The organism is Rhizobium yanglingense, from assembly GCF_977109285.1.
This window is the reverse complement of record NZ_CDSAWY010000005.1, coordinates 970,001-987,599: the sequence shown is the minus strand read 5'-3', so window position 1 is coordinate 987,599 and position 17,599 is coordinate 970,001. Positions and strand designations below refer to the sequence as shown.

The following is a 17,599-nucleotide window of genomic DNA, read 5'->3' as shown; positions in this document are numbered from 1 at the left end:
CACGATCGACTGATAGGCTGTTGACCAACTGCGGGTGTACCCTCGGCAATCAGCACGGCAACCCATCCGATGGGGCACTCGGCCTGCTGCGGGTCACCGTCGACGACAGCCACACTTACTGATCTCGATTTGGTTGTTGAACCTCGGTCTTAAGAGCAGCAGTGCTGATCTCAAGCTCCGTAACCAACGTCGAAATGAGTTTGGCCGCGGGCATGGCACGCGCAAGCGGAGCACCCTGCCCGGCCCATTGCGCCCCGAAGCCGTGCTCGTTCCTTGCTTTTGCGGCGGCATGCAGTGCCTTTCCAGCATCGTAGGCGATGGGATAATCAGGAGGGAGCCCGTCGAACGTTTCCTGCAGCGCCGTGAAGCGGTTTGCGAGTGCGCGTGCCGGCCTGCCGGAGATCAGCCGTGTTAGGCGCGTGTGATAGGCAGCCCGGCCCAGTCAGCGCCTTTCGATATGCCTCGTCAGCACTCGATTCGGGACACGCGACAAAAGCCGTGCCGAGCTGGGCTGCGATTGCACCAAGCCCGAGCGCCGCTGCAATTCCTGCTCCGTCCATGATGCCGCCGGCGGCGATCACGGGGAGCGTGCCTTCGCGAACCAGGAGCCTCACAAGTGCGAAAGTGCCCAAACCGTCATCGGGCAACGACGGATCGAAGACGCCGCGATGACCGCCGGCCTCAATGCCTTGCGCCACGATCACATCTATACCCGCCTTTTCGACACTGCCGTGCCTCTTCAGGACTGGTGGCGGTCGCAAGCAGTGTCGTCCCATTCGCCTTCAAGGCCCGGATAGCCTCAGTCGGATGGTAGACCGAAATGGAAGCTGATGACGGGCGGCCTCGTTTCAAGCAACATCGACAGCATCTCGGCGTCGTCGGCAAAGCTCTTGTAGATCGTACGCAGAGCCTTCGGAGGCTCTGCGCCGAACTCTGCGAACAATGGTCCCAGCCATTCGAGCCACGCCGCCTCGCGCACCGGATCGGCGATCGGCGTGCCATGCACGAATAAATTGACATTGAAGGGCCGATCGGTCCGCGAGCGCAACTCCTCGATCATCGCTCTTGCGCACTGCGGCATCGGTTGCTCCAACGCCAATCGATCCCAGCCCTCCAGCGTTCGAGACCTCCGCCGCCAAGGCGGGGGTCGAAACACCCGCCATAGGGGCCTGAATGATCGGAATTGTTATTCCTAGCTTGTCCAACACCGCTTCTTCTCCTCAAGCCGCCAACATTTCGTCAGTCGGGCCAAAAAATTCATAATGGATGCGGTCAGTGCGAAACGCCCGCTTGCGCCAGCCCCGAAACAAAGAAGCGCATGAATGGACGAGGACCGCAGATGTAAAAGTCAGCTTCCTTGAAAGGCGTGTTTGCGAGTAGCCATTCGAAGGAAATGTAGCCGCTATGAACTTCCGCCTCATCGCTCGATTGATCGTAGAAGGTCGCAACTGAGGTCGCTTGCTGACGCGCCGCCAGGATCCTCACGTGGGCGTCGAACGCGTGGGTGGCCCGATTTGCGGTACCATGGATGTAGAAGGTTGGATGCCCCGCATGCTTTTCTGCCAGCGTCTCCAGCATGCTGACCATCAGGCGTCAGGCCCACGCCGCCTGACAACAGCACAACGGCGCGCTCGTGGCGTGTCCGCCAGGAAGAAGTCGCCGGCTGGCGGCGTGCATTCCACGACCGTTGCCGGTGCAGTCGCTGTCGTCATGGAGGATAGACCGAAGCGTCGCCTTGCAGGCTCGCGCTTCACGCTGATCCGGTAATGCTCATCGTTCGGGCGCACAGGAGATCGAATAGTTGCGCTTCAGGCCCGCGACGTCCGGCAACATCGAATCGGAACGTCAGATATTGGCCGGGTTTGTGTCGAAGCACCCGCCCACCGTCCTCGCGGCCGCAGGATGAAGGAGGTGATCATCTCGCTTTCCTTGCCTTGCGCTCGGCAACCACGAACCTGCCGCCATCCGGTCCAGCCTCCCACCTGCGTGACGAGATCATCCCGGATCTGCCGCCTCTCGCGACCCTTTAGAATATCAGCCAGGAACCAGTAGGCCTCGCCCCAGGCCGTCAGCACGTCCGGCGTTGCCGCCCCGCCAAGAACCTCTTCGATCGCACCAAGCAGCGCAGTTGCAACATGCGGGTAATGTTCCGGGAGGATTGCGTAGCCAATGTGCTTCTGGGCGATCCGCTCCACAGCCGGTCCGAGAGCAGCCAGACTTTCAATGTTGCGGGCATAGGCCAGGATCGCGGTGGCTAAGGCATGGACCTGCGCCCCGCTCTTCTGGTTGGCCTGATTGAACAACGCGGCAATCTCGGCGTCCTCGAACAGCCGTCGATACATGGCCGCAGTGATCACCGCGCCGTGTTCAGCGAGGGCGGGTATTGTGGCTTTCACGATCGTGATTGTCTCTGGCGAGAGCGGTTTCGTCATTTGGTCCTCCAGCTTTAGGCATTCATGTGTTCCACAAGGCACGCGCGGAACGTAAATTCTCTATTTAAGAATCCATGTTGACTTGATTTCTCGAAAAGAGAATACATATCTTGAACAATTGCGCAATGGAGAATTTGTTATGGACCTCGCATCGCTCGCGATGTTTCGCACAGTGGCCAAAGAACAAAGCGTCACACGCGCCGCGGAACTGCTCGGGAGGGTTCCTTCGAACGTGACCACTCGCATTCAGCAGCTCGAAGCTGAGATCGGTGTCCCGCTTTTCCAGCGAGACAAGAAGGGGATGGCGCTGACTTCAGAAGGCCACGCCTATCTCGACTACGTCGATCGCATCCTGAATTTGGCCGACGAGGCTAAGCAGGTTGTCAATCCGACCGGCCCCACTGGCGTGTTGCGGGTAGGCTCGATGGAATGCACGGTTGCCAGCCGGCTCCCTGTTCCACTCGCCGAATACAACAGGAAGTGGCCCGAGGTGACGATCGATCTGTCGACGGCTCCGACACGGCAACTGATCGATTCGTTGCTCGCGCACCGCATCGACTGCGCTCTGATCGCTGTACCGTCGGGGGAATGGTGGCTGGGGGCAAGCGAAATTGACAGGGTCCCGGTATTTCGGGAGGAACTGGTGCTTCTCTTGCCACCTGGACATCCCGAGGTGCGTTACCCCGACGACATCAAAACGAAGTCGCTTGCAGCCTTTGCGCCCGGCTGCACCTACCGGATGCTCGCGGAGGAATGGCTGACCGAGCTCCGGAACACGACCGGCACGTTTCGCAATCCAGGATGTAAAATCCTATCACGCAATGTTCGCCTGTACGGCCGCCGGTTCCTGCGTCAGCATCATGCCGCGCACGGTCCTGGACCTGATGCGTCATACTGCTTCGGTCGTCGAAAAACCGCTGATGACGGTTGATACCTATCTGGCTTGCCGGCCGGGCTTTGCGACACCGGCCTTCGTCGAGTTTCGCGATGCGCTCGCCCGGTTCTCGGATATCAAGGACGAGGCCAATGCGGCAGTCTGAGACAGGCGCGACCATTGCCGCGGCCATTCTGCTGGTTGTCGGCATGGGTTTTGGCCGGTTCGCCTTTACTGGTCTCTACCCGCTTATGGTCGCCGACCAGCAGATATCGGTCGAGGGCGGTTCATATGCCACCTCCGCCAACTATGCCGGCTATCTGGTCGGCGCACTTCTCGCCGCTCTGCTTTCGGGGATACCCAACCGAAAATTGTGCACGTTCGCCGTTGTGACGGCGGTTGCAAGCCTGGCACTGCTGGCACTCCCAATGCCGGCATGGCTGATTGTCACTGTCCGCGGGTTCTCCGGCGTCTCAAGCGCAGTCGCGATGGTGGCCGCTTCGAACTGGCTCATCCACGAGCGCAGGCATCGTCACGGCACTCCGGCGCTCTTCGCTGGCGTTGGGGTCGGCATTCTCGTCTCGGCGGAAATGATCGCGATAGGCCATGTGGCGTCGAGCCATGCGATCTGGATGGTGCTCGCGCTCGGCGCGCTAACTCTGACGGTTGTTTCGATCATCATGCAGGCCTCTGCGGATCGGCTGAAGCTGGCGCCGATGGCCTCCCATAGCGGCTCCGATGAACAGGCTCCGCCACCTTTTGGTGCGACAAGGCTGATCCTCATCTATGGGCTCGCCGGACTAGGATACATCATCACCGCCACCTATCTGCCGCTCCTTGTCCGCAGCGCCATTGCAGTCGATCCGGTGCATATCTGGGCAGTCTTCGGCCTCGGCGCGGTACCGTCCTGTTTTGTTTGGCATGCGTTGCACGAAAGGCTGGGAACCAGCCGTAGCCTCATCGGCAATCTGACACTGCAGGCGGTCGGCGTAGTGCTGCCGGTCTGGCATACGCCATCGGCCTATATTCTCAGTGCCCTTCTGGTCGGCGCAACTTTCATGGGAACGGTCACGATCGCCATGCCGGCTGCCCGGAGGGTGGCTGCAAGGGTTCGCTTTAACATGTTGGCGATCATGACGGCTGCTTACGGAATAGGACAGATCATCGGCCCCCTCATGGCCAACGCCCTTTATGCAAGGACAGGCAGCTTTGATCTCCCGCTTGAGTTGGCGGCTTCCGCCTTGGCGCTTGCGGCGTGCTTATGCATCGGCAGGCCCAACAACAAAAGCTCACCGGAGCGTTTCGCACACGATCGGCAGATGGTCCTCAAGCCCGAGAGGCGATAGCGCGTTAGCTTTGTTGCAAACGAAGCCCTCAGATCCACGGTTCAGGCTCCGCGCATGATCGCTGCTGTCTGTTTTGCAATGCGGTTCCTATGCCTGCTGCAATTGTCTGACCGGCTCCGGCCTTGTCGGCTGAGGCCGTGAATGCGCCTCAGAGGCCACCGTCATGAACGTCTGAAGTGCCGCGGAGAGATACTCGTCGCTCCGCGTCACGAAAACAGTCGGCGCCGACCGCAGATTGTCGGGAAGCTGGTGAATGATGACCCGTCCGTCGGCTGCCGCATCCTGAACGACCCCCCGAGGGAGCATGGCCATCCCTACCCCGGCGGCGACGCAGCCGATGATCCCGTCCATTGTTCCGAGTTCCATCCAGCGGACATTCGTTACCCCGCACGACGCCAGGAACGTGTCCATGCGCCGGCGATAGGAGCAGCCCGATCGAAAGGCGAGGACCTTCAGGGCCGGCGATGCGGCCAACGCCTTCAGATCCGAAAGCTCGTGAACCCGCGGCGATGAGATGACAACGAGCTCCTCTTCGATAATCGAAAGGCTCTGCAGTTCGGGATGAGCGATGGGGCCGGAGACGAACGCGCCATCCAGTTTGCGAGCGACAACCTCGCTGACCGAGCTGCTCCGTCGGTGAAGCCTCCACCAGGACGTCGACCTCCGGATATTCTTCAGCATAACGGATCAGGATGGGCGGAAGGCGAAGCGCTGCTGTGGTCTCCATCGAGCCGATCCTCAGTAAACCGCTCGGCGTATCGCGGTCCGTGACGACGCGCTTGGCTTCGTCCAGAAGCTCTCCGACGCGCTCGGCATAGGGCACGAGCTGAATGCCGGTGGCCGTCAGTGTAACCCCTCGCCTGGAGCGGTGAAAAAGCGGCGCGCCGATTTCTTCCTCAAGCGACTTTATTCGTGCGGTGACGTTGGATTGGACCGTGTGCAGCACCTCGGCCGCGCCCCCCATACTGTTTGCTCTCACCACCGCCTGGAAAAACTTGAGATCGACGCTGTTCATCAGCCATCTCCTTTTCTGATGGAAAACATCTGATCTAATCGTTTGTCATTCGTCAAGCGTCACAATAGCGTCAAAGAAAAATTAACCGGGAACATTCCTCTAACTGGGAGCAGTACGATGACGAAGATACGAACGCGTCTGACAGAATTTTTCAATATTGAGCACCCAATCATCCTGGCACCGATGACCCCGGCGGCGGGCGGCGCGCTTGCGTCCGCCGTCGCCGATGCCGGCGGCTTGGGTCTTTTGGGCGGCGGATATGCTGATCGCCCATGGTACGAGGCGGAGTCATCGCTGATCACCAACGAACGCGTTGGCTGCGGGTTCATCACCTGGGCGGTAGAGTCCGACCTTGATCTGTTTGACCGTGCGCTCGCGGAGCGTCCTTCCGCGATGATGCTCTCCTTTTCCGATCCGGCCAGGCTCGCCGCCCGCGTCAAGCAGGCGGGTGTCCCGCTGATCTGCATGATCCACACGCTGGAACATGCCCGGCGCGCAATCGACGTTGGCGCCGACGTGCTTATCGTTCAGGGGACCGAGGCCGGCGGCCATGGCCTGGTCGCGCGCTCGACGATGCCCTTCGTTCCCTCGGTCGTGGATCTTGTGGCGAAGATTGCGCCATCCGTCATTGTCGTGGCCGCAGGCGGCATTGCCGACGGCAGGGGCCTTGCCGCTTCGCTGATGCTCGGAGCAGACGGGGTCCTGATGGGCACCAGGTTCTGGGCGACGCGCGAGTCGCTCATCCATCCGGCAGCCAAGGACAAGGTTGTCGCCGCCTCTGGCGACGAGACAATCCGGACTTCAGTTTACGACATCGTCCGTCAGAAGGCCTGGCCCGCTGGCTATACCGGCCGACTGCTCAAAAACGGCTTCATCGACAAATGGCATGGCCGAGAAGAAGAGCTGCGTACGCTGCACACCGAAGAATTGTCGAAGGTCGAGGTCGGCTTGGGCCTCTGGCGGACTACGACACGGCCAACGTAACCGTCGGCGAGGCGGTGGGCCTTATCAATGATCTGCCGTCGGCAAAGGACATCGTTCGCCGAACGGTGCGCGAAGCAAGCGAACGACTTGGCCTCTACGCATTCGATCAGCGCATCGCGAGCTGATCTACCACGGTCCAAAAGGGCCGACTGCTTTCAAAAACAAAAAAGGGGACTGCAGCATGCAACAGCTACAGGACAACGGACGATTCCGTCCGCAAACCAGGCATCTGGACCGTCGTTCTCGCATCAAGCGCCGGCACGGTCATAGAATGGTACGACTTCTATCTCTACGGAAGCCTGGCCATCTTTTTCTCGACACTCTTCTACCCAGCCAATGAGCCGACGGCAGCCGTTCTGATCAGCGTCGCGACCTTCGCCACGGGATTTGTCGTGCGCCCGCTGGGAGCCCTGCTGTTCGGCAGCATCGGCGATCGTTTCGGACGCAAGAGCACGTTCTTGATGACGCTCATTCTGATGGGCGTTGCGACCGCGCTCGTCGGCATCTTGCCAACCTTTGAGACCGCGGGATATTTCGCGCCGATCGCGCTCGTCGTCCTCCGGCTGATCCAGGGATTGGCAATCGGCGGTGAATACGGTGGCGCCGCCGTTTACGTTGCGGAACACGCACCGGCGAACAGGCGCGGTTTCTTCACGAGCTTTATCCAGACAACGGCAACCGTCGGCTTTTTCCTGGCGATTGTCGTCGTTCTTACGTGCCGGCTGTCGCTCGGCGAAGAACTCTTCAAGCAATGGGGCTGGAGAATTCCGTTCCTGCTGTCATCGGTTTTGATCGTCCTGTCGCTCTATCTGCGCCTCAAGCTGAGCGAATCCCCGGTGTTCGAGGAGCTTCGCAAAGGCGGAAAGACCGCAAAGAGCCCGATCCGCGAGAGTTTCGCCACCGGTCATGGTGCGCGCTATGCAGCCTTCGCGCTGTTCGGGGCGACCGCGGGCCTCGGATGCGTGTGGTATACAGGGCAGTTTTACGCCCTCTATTTCTTGCAGAGCGTGCTGAAGCTGGACTTCCTGACAGCGAACCTTTGCCTTGCGGCTGCTTTGGTGATCGGAACGCCGCTCATCGTTTTCTTCGGCGCCTTGTCCGACCGGGTCGGCCGCCGCAAGTTGATTGTCACCGGCTTCATTCTCGCAGCCGTATTCTATGTTCCGATCTATCAGGGCATCGCCGCCGCCGTCGCTGCCCAGAACTTCGTGCTGGTCACAGCCCTGATCGTCGCCCAACTCGTCTTCGTCGGGCTGGTCTACGGGCCGATGGCAGCCTTCCTCGTCGAGCTCTTCCCGGCGAAATTGCGCTACACCTCGCTCTCGCTTCCCTATCACATCGGAACAGGCGTGTTTGGCGGCTTTGTTCCCCTCATCAGCCTGTCGCTGGTTGCCTACACCGGCAACATCTATGCGGGCCTGGCCTATCCCATCGCGATCGCGATCATGAGCGCGGCCGTAAATGTGCTCTGCTTCCCCCGTGCCCTGGCTGGGGAGCGTCGAGCCTGCCGCAACCGGCCTGCCGGCGAAGGCAAACTGAACGTCACGGGGCGACGCCGAGTGCGCGTCCCTGCCCTCTTTCCTATTTCCGAGGACGACCATGCCGCTGATAAAAATCAACCTTCTGAAGGGCCGATCGCCTGGGGAGCACGACAAGATCCTCGACTGCATCCATGAGGCGGTGGTCAGGGCTTTCCATGTACCGCCAGCCGATCGCTATCAGATCCTGATCGAACATGAGAGCTCGCATGTGCGCGCGGAGGATACCGGGCTTGGTCTTTCTCGCAGTGACAGGCTGATCATTATCGAGGTGATCTCGCGAGCGCGGTCAGCTGACGACAAACAGGCCTTCTATCGTTTCGTTGCCGCAGGACTTTCGGATGCGTGTGCGATCGACCCTGCAGATGTTGTGGTCAGTATCGTAGAAAATGGTGATGCGGATTGGTCCTTCGGCCTTGGTCGAGCTCAATTCATAACCGGCGAGCTTCGCTGAAATCAGGCATCCGCGGCGGTGAAAGACATCAACGCCGAGTGCCAGTCCGATACGGCCGCGCCATCGGCTTTGACCGGCCGAGCGCAAATTCAAACAACAAAGAGAGAAGCAGCTATGAAACAGCTACACCGAACCGTCGCCGCGTCACTGGGGATGCTGATGACGACTTTCTTAGTTCCGGCGCAAGCCAAGGAGACCATCGTCAAGCTCCAAGTCGAAGGCCAGACAATCGTAGGCACGATGGTCACGCCGGATGATGTCGCGAATCCTCCGGTCGTCCTGATGCTTCACGGTTTCACCGGCAGCCGCAACGAATGGAGTTCGGAAGCAGTCAAGGAAGGCCTGTTTGGGCGAGCTGCGCCGGTGCTCGCAAAGAACGGCATCGCTTCGCTGCGGATCGATTTCCGCGGCAGCGGTGAAAGCAACGGCAAATTCGAAGACATGACAGTCGAAACCGAGATAACGGACGCACAAGCGGCGCTCGACTTCCTATCGACGAATGACAGCGTCGATAGGCAAGCGGATTTCGGTGATGGGAATGAGCCTGGGCGGTGCGGTCACGACCGCAGTCGCCGGCCGGACGCAAACCCCTTTGAAGTCTGTCGTGCTCTGGAACCCCGGCATCAATCTTCCGGCAGCGTTCATCTCCATATTTGGCGAGAAGCAGATGGCGGAAGCTGTGACAGCGGGCGACAAAGTCTATCCGGCCAAGCGCGTCGGCGATGGGAAGGAAATTCCCTTGAAAGGCCGCTTCTTCGAGAGCTTATACGCAGTGCAGCCTGCCGGCGAAATCTCGCGCTACAAAGGGCCGCTGTTCCTGGCGGTCGGCAAGCGCGATAGCATCGTCTTTCCCCAACCCGTTCTCGCCAAGTCGTTGCTATCTTATCACGACGGTCCGGAGGAACTGTGGGCTGAACCCGTTGATCATGGTTTCGGCGTTGGACAGAGTGCCAAAACCGTGGACAAGCTGATCTCAGCGACGGTCGCCTTCCTAAAGGCCAACGACGAATAATCTGCGCCTCGAACGGCGCTCGCTCGGCCGCCAATTCCGCCGGAATTGGCGGCGTCTTCGCGAAAGCGGCACCGCTTCATCGCCTGTCCGATCTGCGGCTCTTTATACCGCTGGCAATAACCCCTTCGCGAATCTGCCATGGCACGGCATATCGCGGTACCGTTCGAGGACGTTCCAGCCGACGCCAAGGAACTGACTGGAGATTACGCCGGGCGGCTGAAGTCATTGATCCTGCTTTTTGCGAGCGCGTTATGGAGGACCGTAAAAAAGAACCCGGGAGCTGCTTCGCTTCGCTATCTCTGAGGGTGTGCGTTTCCCCCAGCTCATTGATGACCACTACGCAGAGCTCATCGTGCCGATCCTCGTCACGGGGCAGGCGCTCATCGACGAAGGTGTCCGTCAGGGTAAGTTTCGGGACGGGGCCTGCGGCCGTTGCACGCGTCATACTTGCGCCTGCGTTGGCCCTGATTGTCGAAGCACTGATACACGACGTCGTCTCGATCTTGAAACGCCGAGATTATATCGAGGCCCATCTTGATCTGGTCTTGCACGGTCTCGCGGCCGCTAGCAGTTGATCAGGCGCGACGGGCGACTCGCATGGTTGATATAACCGCCCTACCGGAAAACGCTTCCCTCTCCGAGTTACAGAAACAGCGGCGGCCTGGCGTGCTTCACGTGATGATCGAAAACTTCCCGTTGTCGCCCCCCAGCCCGCTTGGAGGGGCCGCTTCGCCGACGAAGCCGAGATATGCGCGATGTAACTTTTCCACTCCTTTGGCGAGTTGATCGACAGACATGGATGCATAGCCAAAGATATATCCGGCTCGTTCATCAGTCGGCAATGAGAACAGGCGAGTGATGGGATAGATTCCAATGTCGTGGCTTCGAGCGATATCTGCGAAACGCGCCTCTTGTCGGGAGGAAATGGTGTTGAACCACACGACGACGTGAAGTCCCGCAGTCGTGCCGACGATCTCGATGTCGTCCACAAAAGCGCTGGTCATTGACGCTAAGAATACGGCGCGTCGCTCTGCGTTAAGCCTCCGCATTTTGCGGACATGCCGCTCGTATGCACCGGTCTCGATCAGCGCGGCTAGAGCCTCCTGCCCGAACGCGGATGTGTGCCGATCGGCAATCCGCTTGCATTCGAGGAAAGCCTCGACGAGTGGATGCGGAATTATGATGTATCCGAGCCTGAGCGTCGGTGACAGCGTTTTTGAGACCGTTCCGACATAGATGACGCGCCCTTGCCCAGAGAGATAGAGAGGCGGAATGGGGTCAACGTCATACCGATACTCGCTGTCGTAGTCATCCTCGATGACATAAGCGTTCGCCGACATGGACCACTCCATCAAGGCTTGGCGATGCGCAGCAGTTAAGACTCCTCCCAGAGGAAACTGGTGGCTCGGCGTCACATATGCCACCGCGATGTCGCCAACCTCGGGAAGCTTCGTGGTGTCTATGCCATGAGCGTCGCAGGGTATGGCAACGATGTTTGCACCGACGGCGTGCATGACGTTCTTGGCCATGGCATAGCACGGGTCTTCGACCACGACACGGTCGCCGGGATTGACAAGGACCCGAGCGCATAGGTCCAGCGCCTGCTGCGATCCGTTCACAACGATGATCTGTCCGAGATCGCAACTGATGCCCCTTGACCGCCAGACATAGCCCTGCAATGTCTCCCGCAAGGATCGGCTTCCTGCTGGATCATCGTATCCTAATCTGTCGCGATGCCTGAGGAAGGCGGTATTCAGCGCTTTTCGCCAGGGGGCCTTTGGAAAGTCCTCTGCGGCAATATCGCCGTAGCGGAAATCGAATTTGAGCGGCGGCCTCCCGGCGGTGCTGTTCGACGGCAGAGCCATCGCACGAGTTGCATAGGCGGAAAGCCGGCGAGCGGGGATCGCCGAACAGTCGGGCGGAGCGCCCTGGCGCGGCCGCCCTGTTGAGGCAACCGAAGCTTTCTGTCCCTGCTGTACCCGGACGTACCCCTCCGAAATAAGCTGGTCGAATGCGGCGGTCACCGTCGTCCTCGAAACACCCAGTTCTTCCGCAAGCGAGCGACTTGAAGGTAGAGCGTCACCGACACCATAGACGCCAGCCTCGATCTGCTTGAGCAGGGAATGATAGATCCGGCGCGTCGCTCCTGTCCTGCGAGATCCTTGCCTGTACTGGACCAATGAAAATCTCCAAAACTGGCAGTTTAGTTTGTGCCAATGAACTGCAATAGGTCGCCTACAGTCAAGGAAAGATAAATCACCGGTCCGCTGCGTGAGGATTGCTTCTGCGTGAATTGATGGAGTTGCCTGGATGTTTGAGGCACCCGTCATCGACGGCCGAATTCGCAAAACTGCGCCGGGATTTAGAGCAGTGAGCATCCACGTCGATGCCACTTCGGCCGGAGAAGGAATCCTGGATCGTCCATTGCTGGCGGAAGCCTGTGCTTGCGTCTTGGCCGGCGACCCGGCTTGGGCGGAAACGCACCTGGCAAGTTGGTCCGACGCCTACGTCCGCTTTGGCGCGAAGCCGAACCGTACGCCCTGCTCAGCCCAGGCCCTTAGAAAGCGGGTTCTCAAGGACGGTGCCATTCCGTCGATCAACCCCATCGTTGATCTCTACAACGCCATCAGCTTGAAATACGCCATCCCGGTCGGCGGAGAGAACCATGACGCCTATGTCGGGCGACCCTTTTTGACAATCGCAGACGGGACGGAAACGTTCGACACCGTAATGAATGGGGAGGAAGCCAACGATCCTCCTCTATTGGGCGAGGTCATCTGGCGCGACGACGTTGGCGTCACTTGCAGACGCTGGAATTGGCGACAAGGAACTCGAACCCGCCTGGCGGCCGCAAAAGGCCGGATGTGGTTCGTATTGGAGGCCTTGGAAGCCATGCCGGACGTAGCGCTGGCTGAGGCAACTGACGCCCTGATCGAGGGCCTGAAAGCGCTGATGCCGGGCTGCACGATCGTGAGCCAAGCGATCGACATCGCCCAATAACTTTCGGTCGAGTGATAGCATCTTTCGGGTTGGATAAGATTTAACGAGCGTCAAGGAATGAATGCCGATCTGCATCAATTGCTCATAGTCTATGCAGCATATGTCATCGCCGCTGGTAGCCCCGGCCCGAGCAACATGCGCATCATGGGCGTGGCGATGGCTCGCGGCAGAGGTGCTGCGCTCATGCTTGCCTCGGGCGTTGTCAGCGGCTCGATCTTCTGGGGTCTGATGGCCTCGACGGGCATCTCCGCCTTGTTGGCCAGATACGCCCAAGCCCTGATCGTTCTCCAGATTTTCGGGGGCTTGTATCTGCTGTTCCTCGCCTTCAAAGCGGGACGGTCGGCGCTGATGTCGAACGAGAAACTGGCGGCGCGCGTGTCGCCGGATGAAGTTCCTCTTTCTCGGGTTGCCCTCTACCGGCGGGGTCTCTTGATGCATTTGGCGAACCCAAAATCCGTGCTGGCATGGATCGCGCTGGTCACGCTGGGCATCGGCCCGAATTCGTCATGGCAAAGCATCGCGGCCATATTGGGTGGCTGCGCTGTCTTGAGCGTCGCGATCTTCTGTGGCTACGCCATTGTCTTCTCCACGATGCCCATGGTGGCTTTGTACCGCCGCTGCCGCCGTTGGATCGAAAGCCTCCTGTCGCTGTTCTTCGCTTTCGCGGGGCTGCGCATGCTGCTCTCCCGTATTTAGTTTCGAAAGGATAGATGATGACTTTTTTCCGTGGCCTATCAGCGTTCCCCCTTACTCCAACCAATGCTGAAGGGCGCGTTGACGCCGAGGCGCTGGCTCGTTTTCTCGAGCGTATTCATCACGCGGGAGCAGATTCCATTGGATTGCTCGGCAGCACGGGTGGCTATGCGTACCTCACGAGGGAAGAGCGCAAGCGAGCCGTGCAGATTGCCGTTGAATGTATCGGCGGCAAGACCCCTCTTGTGGTGGGGGTAGGAGCATTGCGTACCGACGAAGCTCAGGCTTTGGCGCGCGATGCCAGATCCGCTGGCGCTAACGGTCTGCTCCTCGCGCCCATGTCATACGTTCCCCTGAACGAGGACGAAGTCTTTCAGCACTTCGTCGCTGTGGCCGAGGCGGGGGAACTGCCATTATGCATCTACAACAATCCAAGCACCACGCGGTTCACATTCAGCGATGCATTGATCGCCCGGCTGTCAGCGGTGTCCAACATCGTCGCCGTGAAAATGCCGCTGGCGGCAAGCGACGATTACGCGGGGGAACTCGCACGCCTGCGGCAGATTACCCCTGACACGTTCACAATCGGATACAGCGGCGACTGGGGGGCGGCCGATGCCTTGCTTGCCGGATGTGACACCTGGTACAGCGTTGCAGCAGGTCTGCTGGCGGGCCCGGCGCTTGCGCTGACGCGTGCTGCGCAGGCCGGCGACATTGTCGAGGCCGCGCGATTGAATAAAGCCTTTGAACCGCTCTGGACCTTGTTCAAACGCCACGGCAGCTTCCGCGTTATGTTCGTCATTGCGGACCTCTTCGGTCTGGCGCATGTCCAGCCGCCGCGTCCGGTTTTGCCGTTGCCGAAGGGTGCCAGGGATGACGTCAGGCTGGCATTCGAGATGATCGAGGGCGCGGGCCGGCAGAGGCTTTAGTGTGCCGGGCGCGGTTGGCGGACATCTTCCATATCTGCCTTTGCTCAGCCGAGGTTCCGAGCTAGGTCAGCTCGAACATGCTGGCATTTTGCCGGGTCTTCTTGCCGCATTGCAGGCAAAGCGGGGAGTCGCCGGATCGAGCGTCCTAAGGCTTGCCCGCCCGTGTGGCTTACCGTCTGAGGGTCAGGCCCTTGGTAGCGTTGGCGCGCTGCCGTGGGCCGCTTTATGTCTGGTCTTCCGAACGGCCCTAACCTTGCAGGACCGGCGACCGGGCTCAAGGACCCTGTCGGTAAAAAAACAAAGACGGTACAAGGTTAGCGGTGGGCTCACGAAGCTCAGGCCGATGAAGGGATCCAGCCATCGGCCCGACTTGGCCGCGCGTTTCAGTTCGCCTTGCAGCAGCAAAAGAAAGGGCCGCAGCGCGGCCCTCAGACCGCTGTCAAACCCGTCGATATTTTCGGCGGGTTTCGTTTTTGCGGATTGGATTTTTTGGGCTGCAGAGGTTTGGCTGAGGGAAAGAGGGGCGTGTCGGCTCACGCCATGGCCGGTTACGGGCCTTTTGTGAGGGCCATTGCGATCTTCTTGATGTCTTGGGCGGCTGCAGCCACCTCGCCGCGTCGGTCAGGAACGGACCCGACGAGCGTCAGGGTATTTCCGGGGAATTGAAAGCTGTCGAACGCAAGCAGCGCCAGATCATCCAGCAGATCAGCGATCGCAATGCCGAGGGACGCCCACGTCTGGCTGCGCTCGACGATATGCTCGACCAACTTGAGCAGCGCCGTACCGGTCTCGAAGTACGCCTGAATCAAGCACCAGCCGAAGAAGATTTCGGGGAGAAGATCAAGAAGCTGAAGGCGGAGGTCAGTCCGGAGGCCGTCGAGATGATCATCAACTCCGCCTTCTACTACATGCGCGAGCACGCCGACGCGGAAACGAAGCAACCCTTCATCAATATCGTGCGCCAGTTCATCCGGCACGATTATCTGGAACGGCTGCGCGCCGGCGAACTTGAGACGGAGGCCGAAAAGAAAAAGCTCCTCCAGAGCTATCTGGAGGAGTTCGATCAGAAACAACTTGCCTGGCAAAGTTTGCAAGTTTGTTTGGTTGCGGGGGCAGGATTTGAACCTGCGGCCTTCAGGTTATGAGCCTGACGAGCTACCGGGCTGCTCCACCCCGCGTTATTGTGTTTTTGAGCGGAACGGACCGCTTTTGTTTGCGGCCGGTTTATATCGGCTTATGGCCGTTTTATTGTGTTGAGAAGATTTTGATTTCGTTGTTGCGTTTCGCAGACCTGGCGGCGACCGACTCTCCCGCGTCTTGAGACGAAGTACCATAGGCGCTGGGGCGTTTCACGGCCGTGTTCGGAAAGGGAACGGGTGCAGCCACCCCGCCATAACCACCAGGTCAGCGAAGCGCAACGATTTGAGAAGCTGGTGAAGTTTTCACTTCGTTTTGAACACGTCTTGACCTGTCAGGGTCAGGCTCATTTTGATGAGCATTGTCAATGAGAACGATCAAGCCGATCGAGCTATTAGTACCGGTAAGCTTCATGCATTGCTGCACTTCCACACCCGGCCTATCAACGTGGTCGTCTTCCACGGCTCTGATAGGGAACACTCGTTTTCAGGTGGGTTTCCCGCTTAGATGCCTTCAGCGGTTATCCCTTCCATATGTAGCTACCCTGCTATGCCCTTGGCAGGACAACAGGTCCACCAGAGATATGTCCATCCCGGTCCTCTCGTACTAGGGACAGATCCTGTCAATATTCCTACACCCACGGCAGATAGGGACCGAACTGTCTCACGACGTTCTGAACCCAGCTCACGTACCGCTTTAATTGGCGAACAGCCAAACCCTTGGGACCTGCTCCAGCCCCAGGATGCGATGAGCCGACATCGAGGTGCCAAACAACCCCGTCGATATGGACTCTTGGGGGTCATCAGCCTGTTATCCCCGGCGTACCTTTTATCCGTTGAGCGATGGCCCTTCCACGCGGGACCACCGGATCACTATGACCGACTTTCGTCTCTGCTCGACTTGTCAGTCTCGCAGTCAGGCGGGCTTATGCCATTGCACTCGACGACCGATTTCCGACCGGTCTGAGCCCACCATCGCGCGCCTCCGTTACTCTTTCGGAGGCGACCGCCCCAGTCAAACTACCCACCATACACTGTCCCGGATCCGGATAACGGACCGCGGTTAGACATCCATGACGATAAGGGTGGTATTTCAAGGATGGCTCCACGGAAACTGGCGTCCCCGCTTCAAAGCCTACCACCTATCCTACACATGCCGACACGAATGCCAGTGTAAAGCTATAGTAAAGGTGCACGGGGTCTTTCCGTCTGACCGCAGGAACCCCGCATCTTCACGGGGAATTCAATTTCACTGAGTCTATGTTGGAGACAGCGGGGAAGTCGTTACGCCATTCGTGCAGGTCGGAACTTACCCGACAAGGAATTTCGCTACCTTAGGACCGTTATAGTTACGGCCGCCGTTTACTGGGGCTTCAGTTCAAAGCTTGCACCTCTCCCTTTAACCTTCCAGCACCGGGCAGGCGTCAGACCCTATACGTCGTATTGCTACTTCGCAGAGCCCTGTGTTTTTGATAAACAGTCGCTACCCCCTGGTCTGTGCCACCCCATCCTGGTTGCCCAAAATGGGGTCACGCTTCTTCCGAAGTTACGCGTGCAATTTGCCGAGTTCCTTCAACATAGTTCTCTCAAGCGCCTTGGTATACTCTACCTGACCACCTGTGTCGGTTTCGGGTACGGTCTATACGGTGGAGCTGTTTCCTGGAACCGCGTCCCTGCAAGATCAATCCAATAAGACCTTACAAGTTGAGCAATCCGTCACTACCACCAGGCCCACGAATATTAACGTGGTTCCCATCGACTACGCGTGTCCGCCTCGTCTTAGGGGCCGGCTAACCCTGCTCAGATTAACTTTAAGCAGGAACCCTTGGTCTTTCGGCGAGAGGGTCTCTCACCCTCTTTATCGTTACTCATGTCAACATTCGCACTTCCGATACCTCCAGGATGTCTCACGACTGTCCCTTCACAGGCTTACGGAACGCTCCGCTACCACGTGTATTGCTACACATCCTCAGCTTCGGTGCATGGCTTCAGCCCCGTTACATTTTCGGCGCAAAGACCCTTATTTAGACCAGTGAGCTGTTACGCTTTCTTTAAATGATGGCTGCTTCTAAGCCAACATCCTGGTTGTTTTGGGATCCTCACATCCTTTCCCACTTAGCCATGACTTGGGGACCTTAGCTGGAGGTCAGGGTTGTTGCCCTTTTCACGACGGACGTTAGCACCCG

General features: G+C 59.0%; 16 protein-coding genes, 1 tRNA gene, 2 rRNA genes and 4 pseudogenes (1 of these 23 only partly in view). 11 read left to right on the top strand and 12 right to left on the bottom strand.

All coding sequences use genetic code 11. The features are described from left to right. Window positions 1-115: 115 nt before the first annotated feature. The 5 genes and pseudogenes from ACW4PC_RS14415 to hmpA form a co-directional block, all read right to left on the bottom strand. Window positions 116-403: a nitronate monooxygenase gene (locus ACW4PC_RS14415; RefSeq protein ID WP_455875014.1), complete on the bottom strand. Its 288-nt coding sequence runs from the start codon at window positions 401-403 to the stop codon at window positions 116-118. After that, complete coding sequence (locus ACW4PC_RS14410; RefSeq protein ID WP_455874241.1) at window positions 327-698, bottom strand: nitronate monooxygenase; 372 nt, start codon at window positions 696-698, stop codon at window positions 327-329. Before ACW4PC_RS14410 ends, ACW4PC_RS14415 begins: the two co-directional genes overlap by 77 nt. Window positions 699-799: 101 nt before the next feature. Then, entirely contained in the window at window positions 800-1,081 is a 282-nt protein-coding gene (locus ACW4PC_RS14405; RefSeq protein ID WP_455875082.1) for a hypothetical protein, read from the bottom strand. A gap of 37 nt (window positions 1,082-1,118) precedes the next feature. After that, a pseudogene (locus ACW4PC_RS14400) lies at window positions 1,119-1,163 on the bottom strand (hypothetical protein); the annotation flags it as partial. A gap of 57 nt (window positions 1,164-1,220) precedes the next feature. Continuing rightward, window positions 1,221-2,432: pseudogene (gene hmpA, locus ACW4PC_RS14395) on the bottom strand (NO-inducible flavohemoprotein). A 139-nt stretch (window positions 2,433-2,571) separates the two neighbouring features. Between hmpA and ACW4PC_RS14390 the strand changes: the two are divergent. Beyond that, window positions 2,572-3,363 (top strand): LysR family transcriptional regulator, encoded by a 792-nt coding sequence (locus ACW4PC_RS14390; RefSeq protein ID WP_455874240.1) that lies wholly within the window; start codon window positions 2,572-2,574, stop codon window positions 3,361-3,363. Window positions 3,364-3,458: 95 nt separating this feature from the next. Then, a complete protein-coding gene (locus ACW4PC_RS14385) occupies window positions 3,459-4,652 on the top strand; it encodes a YbfB/YjiJ family MFS transporter (RefSeq protein WP_455874239.1) in 1,194 nt (397 codons plus the stop codon). A gap of 87 nt (window positions 4,653-4,739) precedes the next feature. On the opposite strand, the gene ACW4PC_RS14380 is transcribed toward ACW4PC_RS14385, so the two are convergent. Together ACW4PC_RS14380 and ACW4PC_RS14375 are read right to left on the bottom strand one after the other, a co-directional pair. Continuing rightward, complete coding sequence (locus tag ACW4PC_RS14380; protein ID WP_455874238.1) at window positions 4,740-5,333, bottom strand: LysR substrate-binding domain-containing protein; 594 nt, start codon at window positions 5,331-5,333, stop codon at window positions 4,740-4,742. A gap of 1 nt (window position 5,334) precedes the next feature. Beyond that, a pseudogene (locus ACW4PC_RS14375) lies at window positions 5,335-5,616 on the bottom strand (LysR family transcriptional regulator); the annotation flags it as partial. Window positions 5,617-5,784: 168 nt separating this feature from the next. Here ACW4PC_RS14375 and ACW4PC_RS14370 point away from each other — a divergent pair. From ACW4PC_RS14370 to ACW4PC_RS14345, 6 genes and pseudogenes are all read left to right on the top strand, one after another. After that, the gene (locus ACW4PC_RS14370; protein ID WP_455874237.1) at window positions 5,785-6,651 is read left to right on the top strand and encodes an NAD(P)H-dependent flavin oxidoreductase; all 867 of its coding nucleotides are present in this window, start codon (window positions 5,785-5,787) and stop codon (window positions 6,649-6,651) included. Window positions 6,652-6,800: 149 nt separating this feature from the next. Then, complete coding sequence (locus tag ACW4PC_RS14365) at window positions 6,801-8,327, top strand: MFS transporter (protein WP_455875013.1); 1,527 nt, start codon at window positions 6,801-6,803, stop codon at window positions 8,325-8,327. Next, on the top strand, window positions 8,251-8,643 hold the full coding sequence (locus ACW4PC_RS14360; protein WP_455874236.1) for a tautomerase family protein: 393 nt from the start codon (window positions 8,251-8,253) through the stop codon (window positions 8,641-8,643). The genes ACW4PC_RS14365 and ACW4PC_RS14360 overlap by 77 nt, the downstream gene beginning before the upstream one ends. Before the next feature lie 114 nt (window positions 8,644-8,757). Beyond that, window positions 8,758-9,084, top strand: a pseudogene (locus tag ACW4PC_RS14355) (alpha/beta hydrolase); the annotation flags it as partial. Window positions 9,085-9,142: 58 nt separating this feature from the next. Further along, the gene (locus tag ACW4PC_RS14350; protein ID WP_455875081.1) at window positions 9,143-9,655 is read left to right on the top strand and encodes an alpha/beta hydrolase family protein; all 513 of its coding nucleotides are present in this window, start codon (window positions 9,143-9,145) and stop codon (window positions 9,653-9,655) included. Between the two features lie 138 nt (window positions 9,656-9,793). After that, the gene (locus ACW4PC_RS14345) at window positions 9,794-9,958 is read left to right on the top strand and encodes a hypothetical protein (protein ID WP_455874235.1); all 165 of its coding nucleotides are present in this window, start codon (window positions 9,794-9,796) and stop codon (window positions 9,956-9,958) included. A gap of 368 nt (window positions 9,959-10,326) precedes the next feature. Here ACW4PC_RS14345 and pdxR read toward each other — a convergent pair whose 3' ends face one another. Continuing rightward, a complete protein-coding gene (gene pdxR / locus ACW4PC_RS14340; protein ID WP_455874234.1) occupies window positions 10,327-11,985 on the bottom strand; it encodes a MocR-like pyridoxine biosynthesis transcription factor PdxR in 1,659 nt (552 codons plus the stop codon). Here pdxR and ACW4PC_RS14335 point away from each other — a divergent pair. Genes ACW4PC_RS14335 through ACW4PC_RS14325 form a run of 3 tightly spaced genes read left to right on the top strand, consistent with a single transcriptional unit; the run spans window position 11,966 to window position 14,277 of the window. Then, entirely contained in the window at window positions 11,966-12,655 is a 690-nt protein-coding gene (locus ACW4PC_RS14335; protein ID WP_455874233.1) for a B3/B4 domain-containing protein, read from the top strand. The two genes, pdxR and ACW4PC_RS14335, sit on opposite strands and share 20 nt — an antisense overlap. A gap of 57 nt (window positions 12,656-12,712) precedes the next feature. Further along, complete coding sequence (locus ACW4PC_RS14330) at window positions 12,713-13,351, top strand: LysE family translocator (RefSeq protein ID WP_455874232.1); 639 nt, start codon at window positions 12,713-12,715, stop codon at window positions 13,349-13,351. A gap of 17 nt (window positions 13,352-13,368) precedes the next feature. Then, window positions 13,369-14,277 carry a dihydrodipicolinate synthase family protein gene (locus ACW4PC_RS14325; protein ID WP_455875012.1) on the top strand — a complete coding sequence of 303 codons (909 nt, stop codon included), beginning with the start codon at window positions 13,369-13,371 and terminating at the stop codon, window positions 14,275-14,277. Between the two features lie 548 nt (window positions 14,278-14,825). On the opposite strand, the gene ACW4PC_RS14320 is transcribed toward ACW4PC_RS14325, so the two are convergent. The 4 genes from ACW4PC_RS14320 to ACW4PC_RS14305 form a co-directional block, all read right to left on the bottom strand. Further along, window positions 14,826-15,350: a hypothetical protein gene (locus ACW4PC_RS14320; RefSeq protein WP_455874231.1), complete on the bottom strand. Its 525-nt coding sequence runs from the start codon at window positions 15,348-15,350 to the stop codon at window positions 14,826-14,828. A gap of 28 nt (window positions 15,351-15,378) precedes the next feature. Next, a tRNA-Met gene (locus ACW4PC_RS14315) sits at window positions 15,379-15,455 on the bottom strand. Between the two features lie 111 nt (window positions 15,456-15,566). After that, window positions 15,567-15,681 (bottom strand): 5S ribosomal RNA (rrf, locus tag ACW4PC_RS14310). A gap of 106 nt (window positions 15,682-15,787) precedes the next feature. Next, window positions 15,788-17,599: ribosomal RNA gene (locus ACW4PC_RS14305) — 23S ribosomal RNA — on the bottom strand (it continues 1,143 nt past the right edge of the window).

Bases quoted from the DNA above. Each gene is read 5' to 3' on its own strand.
- ACW4PC_RS14335 (WP_455874233.1), top strand. From the start codon at position 11,966: ATGTTTGAGGCACCCGTCATCGACGGCCGAATTCGCAAAACTGCGCCG.
- ACW4PC_RS14360 (WP_455874236.1), top strand. From the start codon at position 8,251: ATGCCGCTGATAAAAATCAACCTTCTGAAGGGCCGATCGCCTGGGGAG.
- ACW4PC_RS14370 (WP_455874237.1), top strand. From the start codon at position 5,785: ATGACGAAGATACGAACGCGTCTGACAGAATTTTTCAATATTGAGCAC.
- ACW4PC_RS14350 (WP_455875081.1), top strand. From the start codon at position 9,143: ATGACAGCGTCGATAGGCAAGCGGATTTCGGTGATGGGAATGAGCCTG.
- pdxR (WP_455874234.1), bottom strand. From the start codon at position 11,985: ATGACGGGTGCCTCAAACATCCAGGCAACTCCATCAATTCACGCAGAA.
- ACW4PC_RS14330 (WP_455874232.1), top strand. From the start codon at position 12,713: ATGAATGCCGATCTGCATCAATTGCTCATAGTCTATGCAGCATATGTC.
- ACW4PC_RS14325 (WP_455875012.1), top strand. From the start codon at position 13,369: ATGACTTTTTTCCGTGGCCTATCAGCGTTCCCCCTTACTCCAACCAAT.
- ACW4PC_RS14390 (WP_455874240.1), top strand. From the start codon at position 2,572: ATGGACCTCGCATCGCTCGCGATGTTTCGCACAGTGGCCAAAGAACAA.
- ACW4PC_RS14380 (WP_455874238.1), bottom strand. From the start codon at position 5,333: ATGCTGAAGAATATCCGGAGGTCGACGTCCTGGTGGAGGCTTCACCGA.
- ACW4PC_RS14345 (WP_455874235.1), top strand. From the start codon at position 9,794: ATGGCACGGCATATCGCGGTACCGTTCGAGGACGTTCCAGCCGACGCC.
- ACW4PC_RS14385 (WP_455874239.1), top strand. From the start codon at position 3,459: ATGCGGCAGTCTGAGACAGGCGCGACCATTGCCGCGGCCATTCTGCTG.
- ACW4PC_RS14405 (WP_455875082.1), bottom strand. From the start codon at position 1,081: ATGCCGCAGTGCGCAAGAGCGATGATCGAGGAGTTGCGCTCGCGGACC.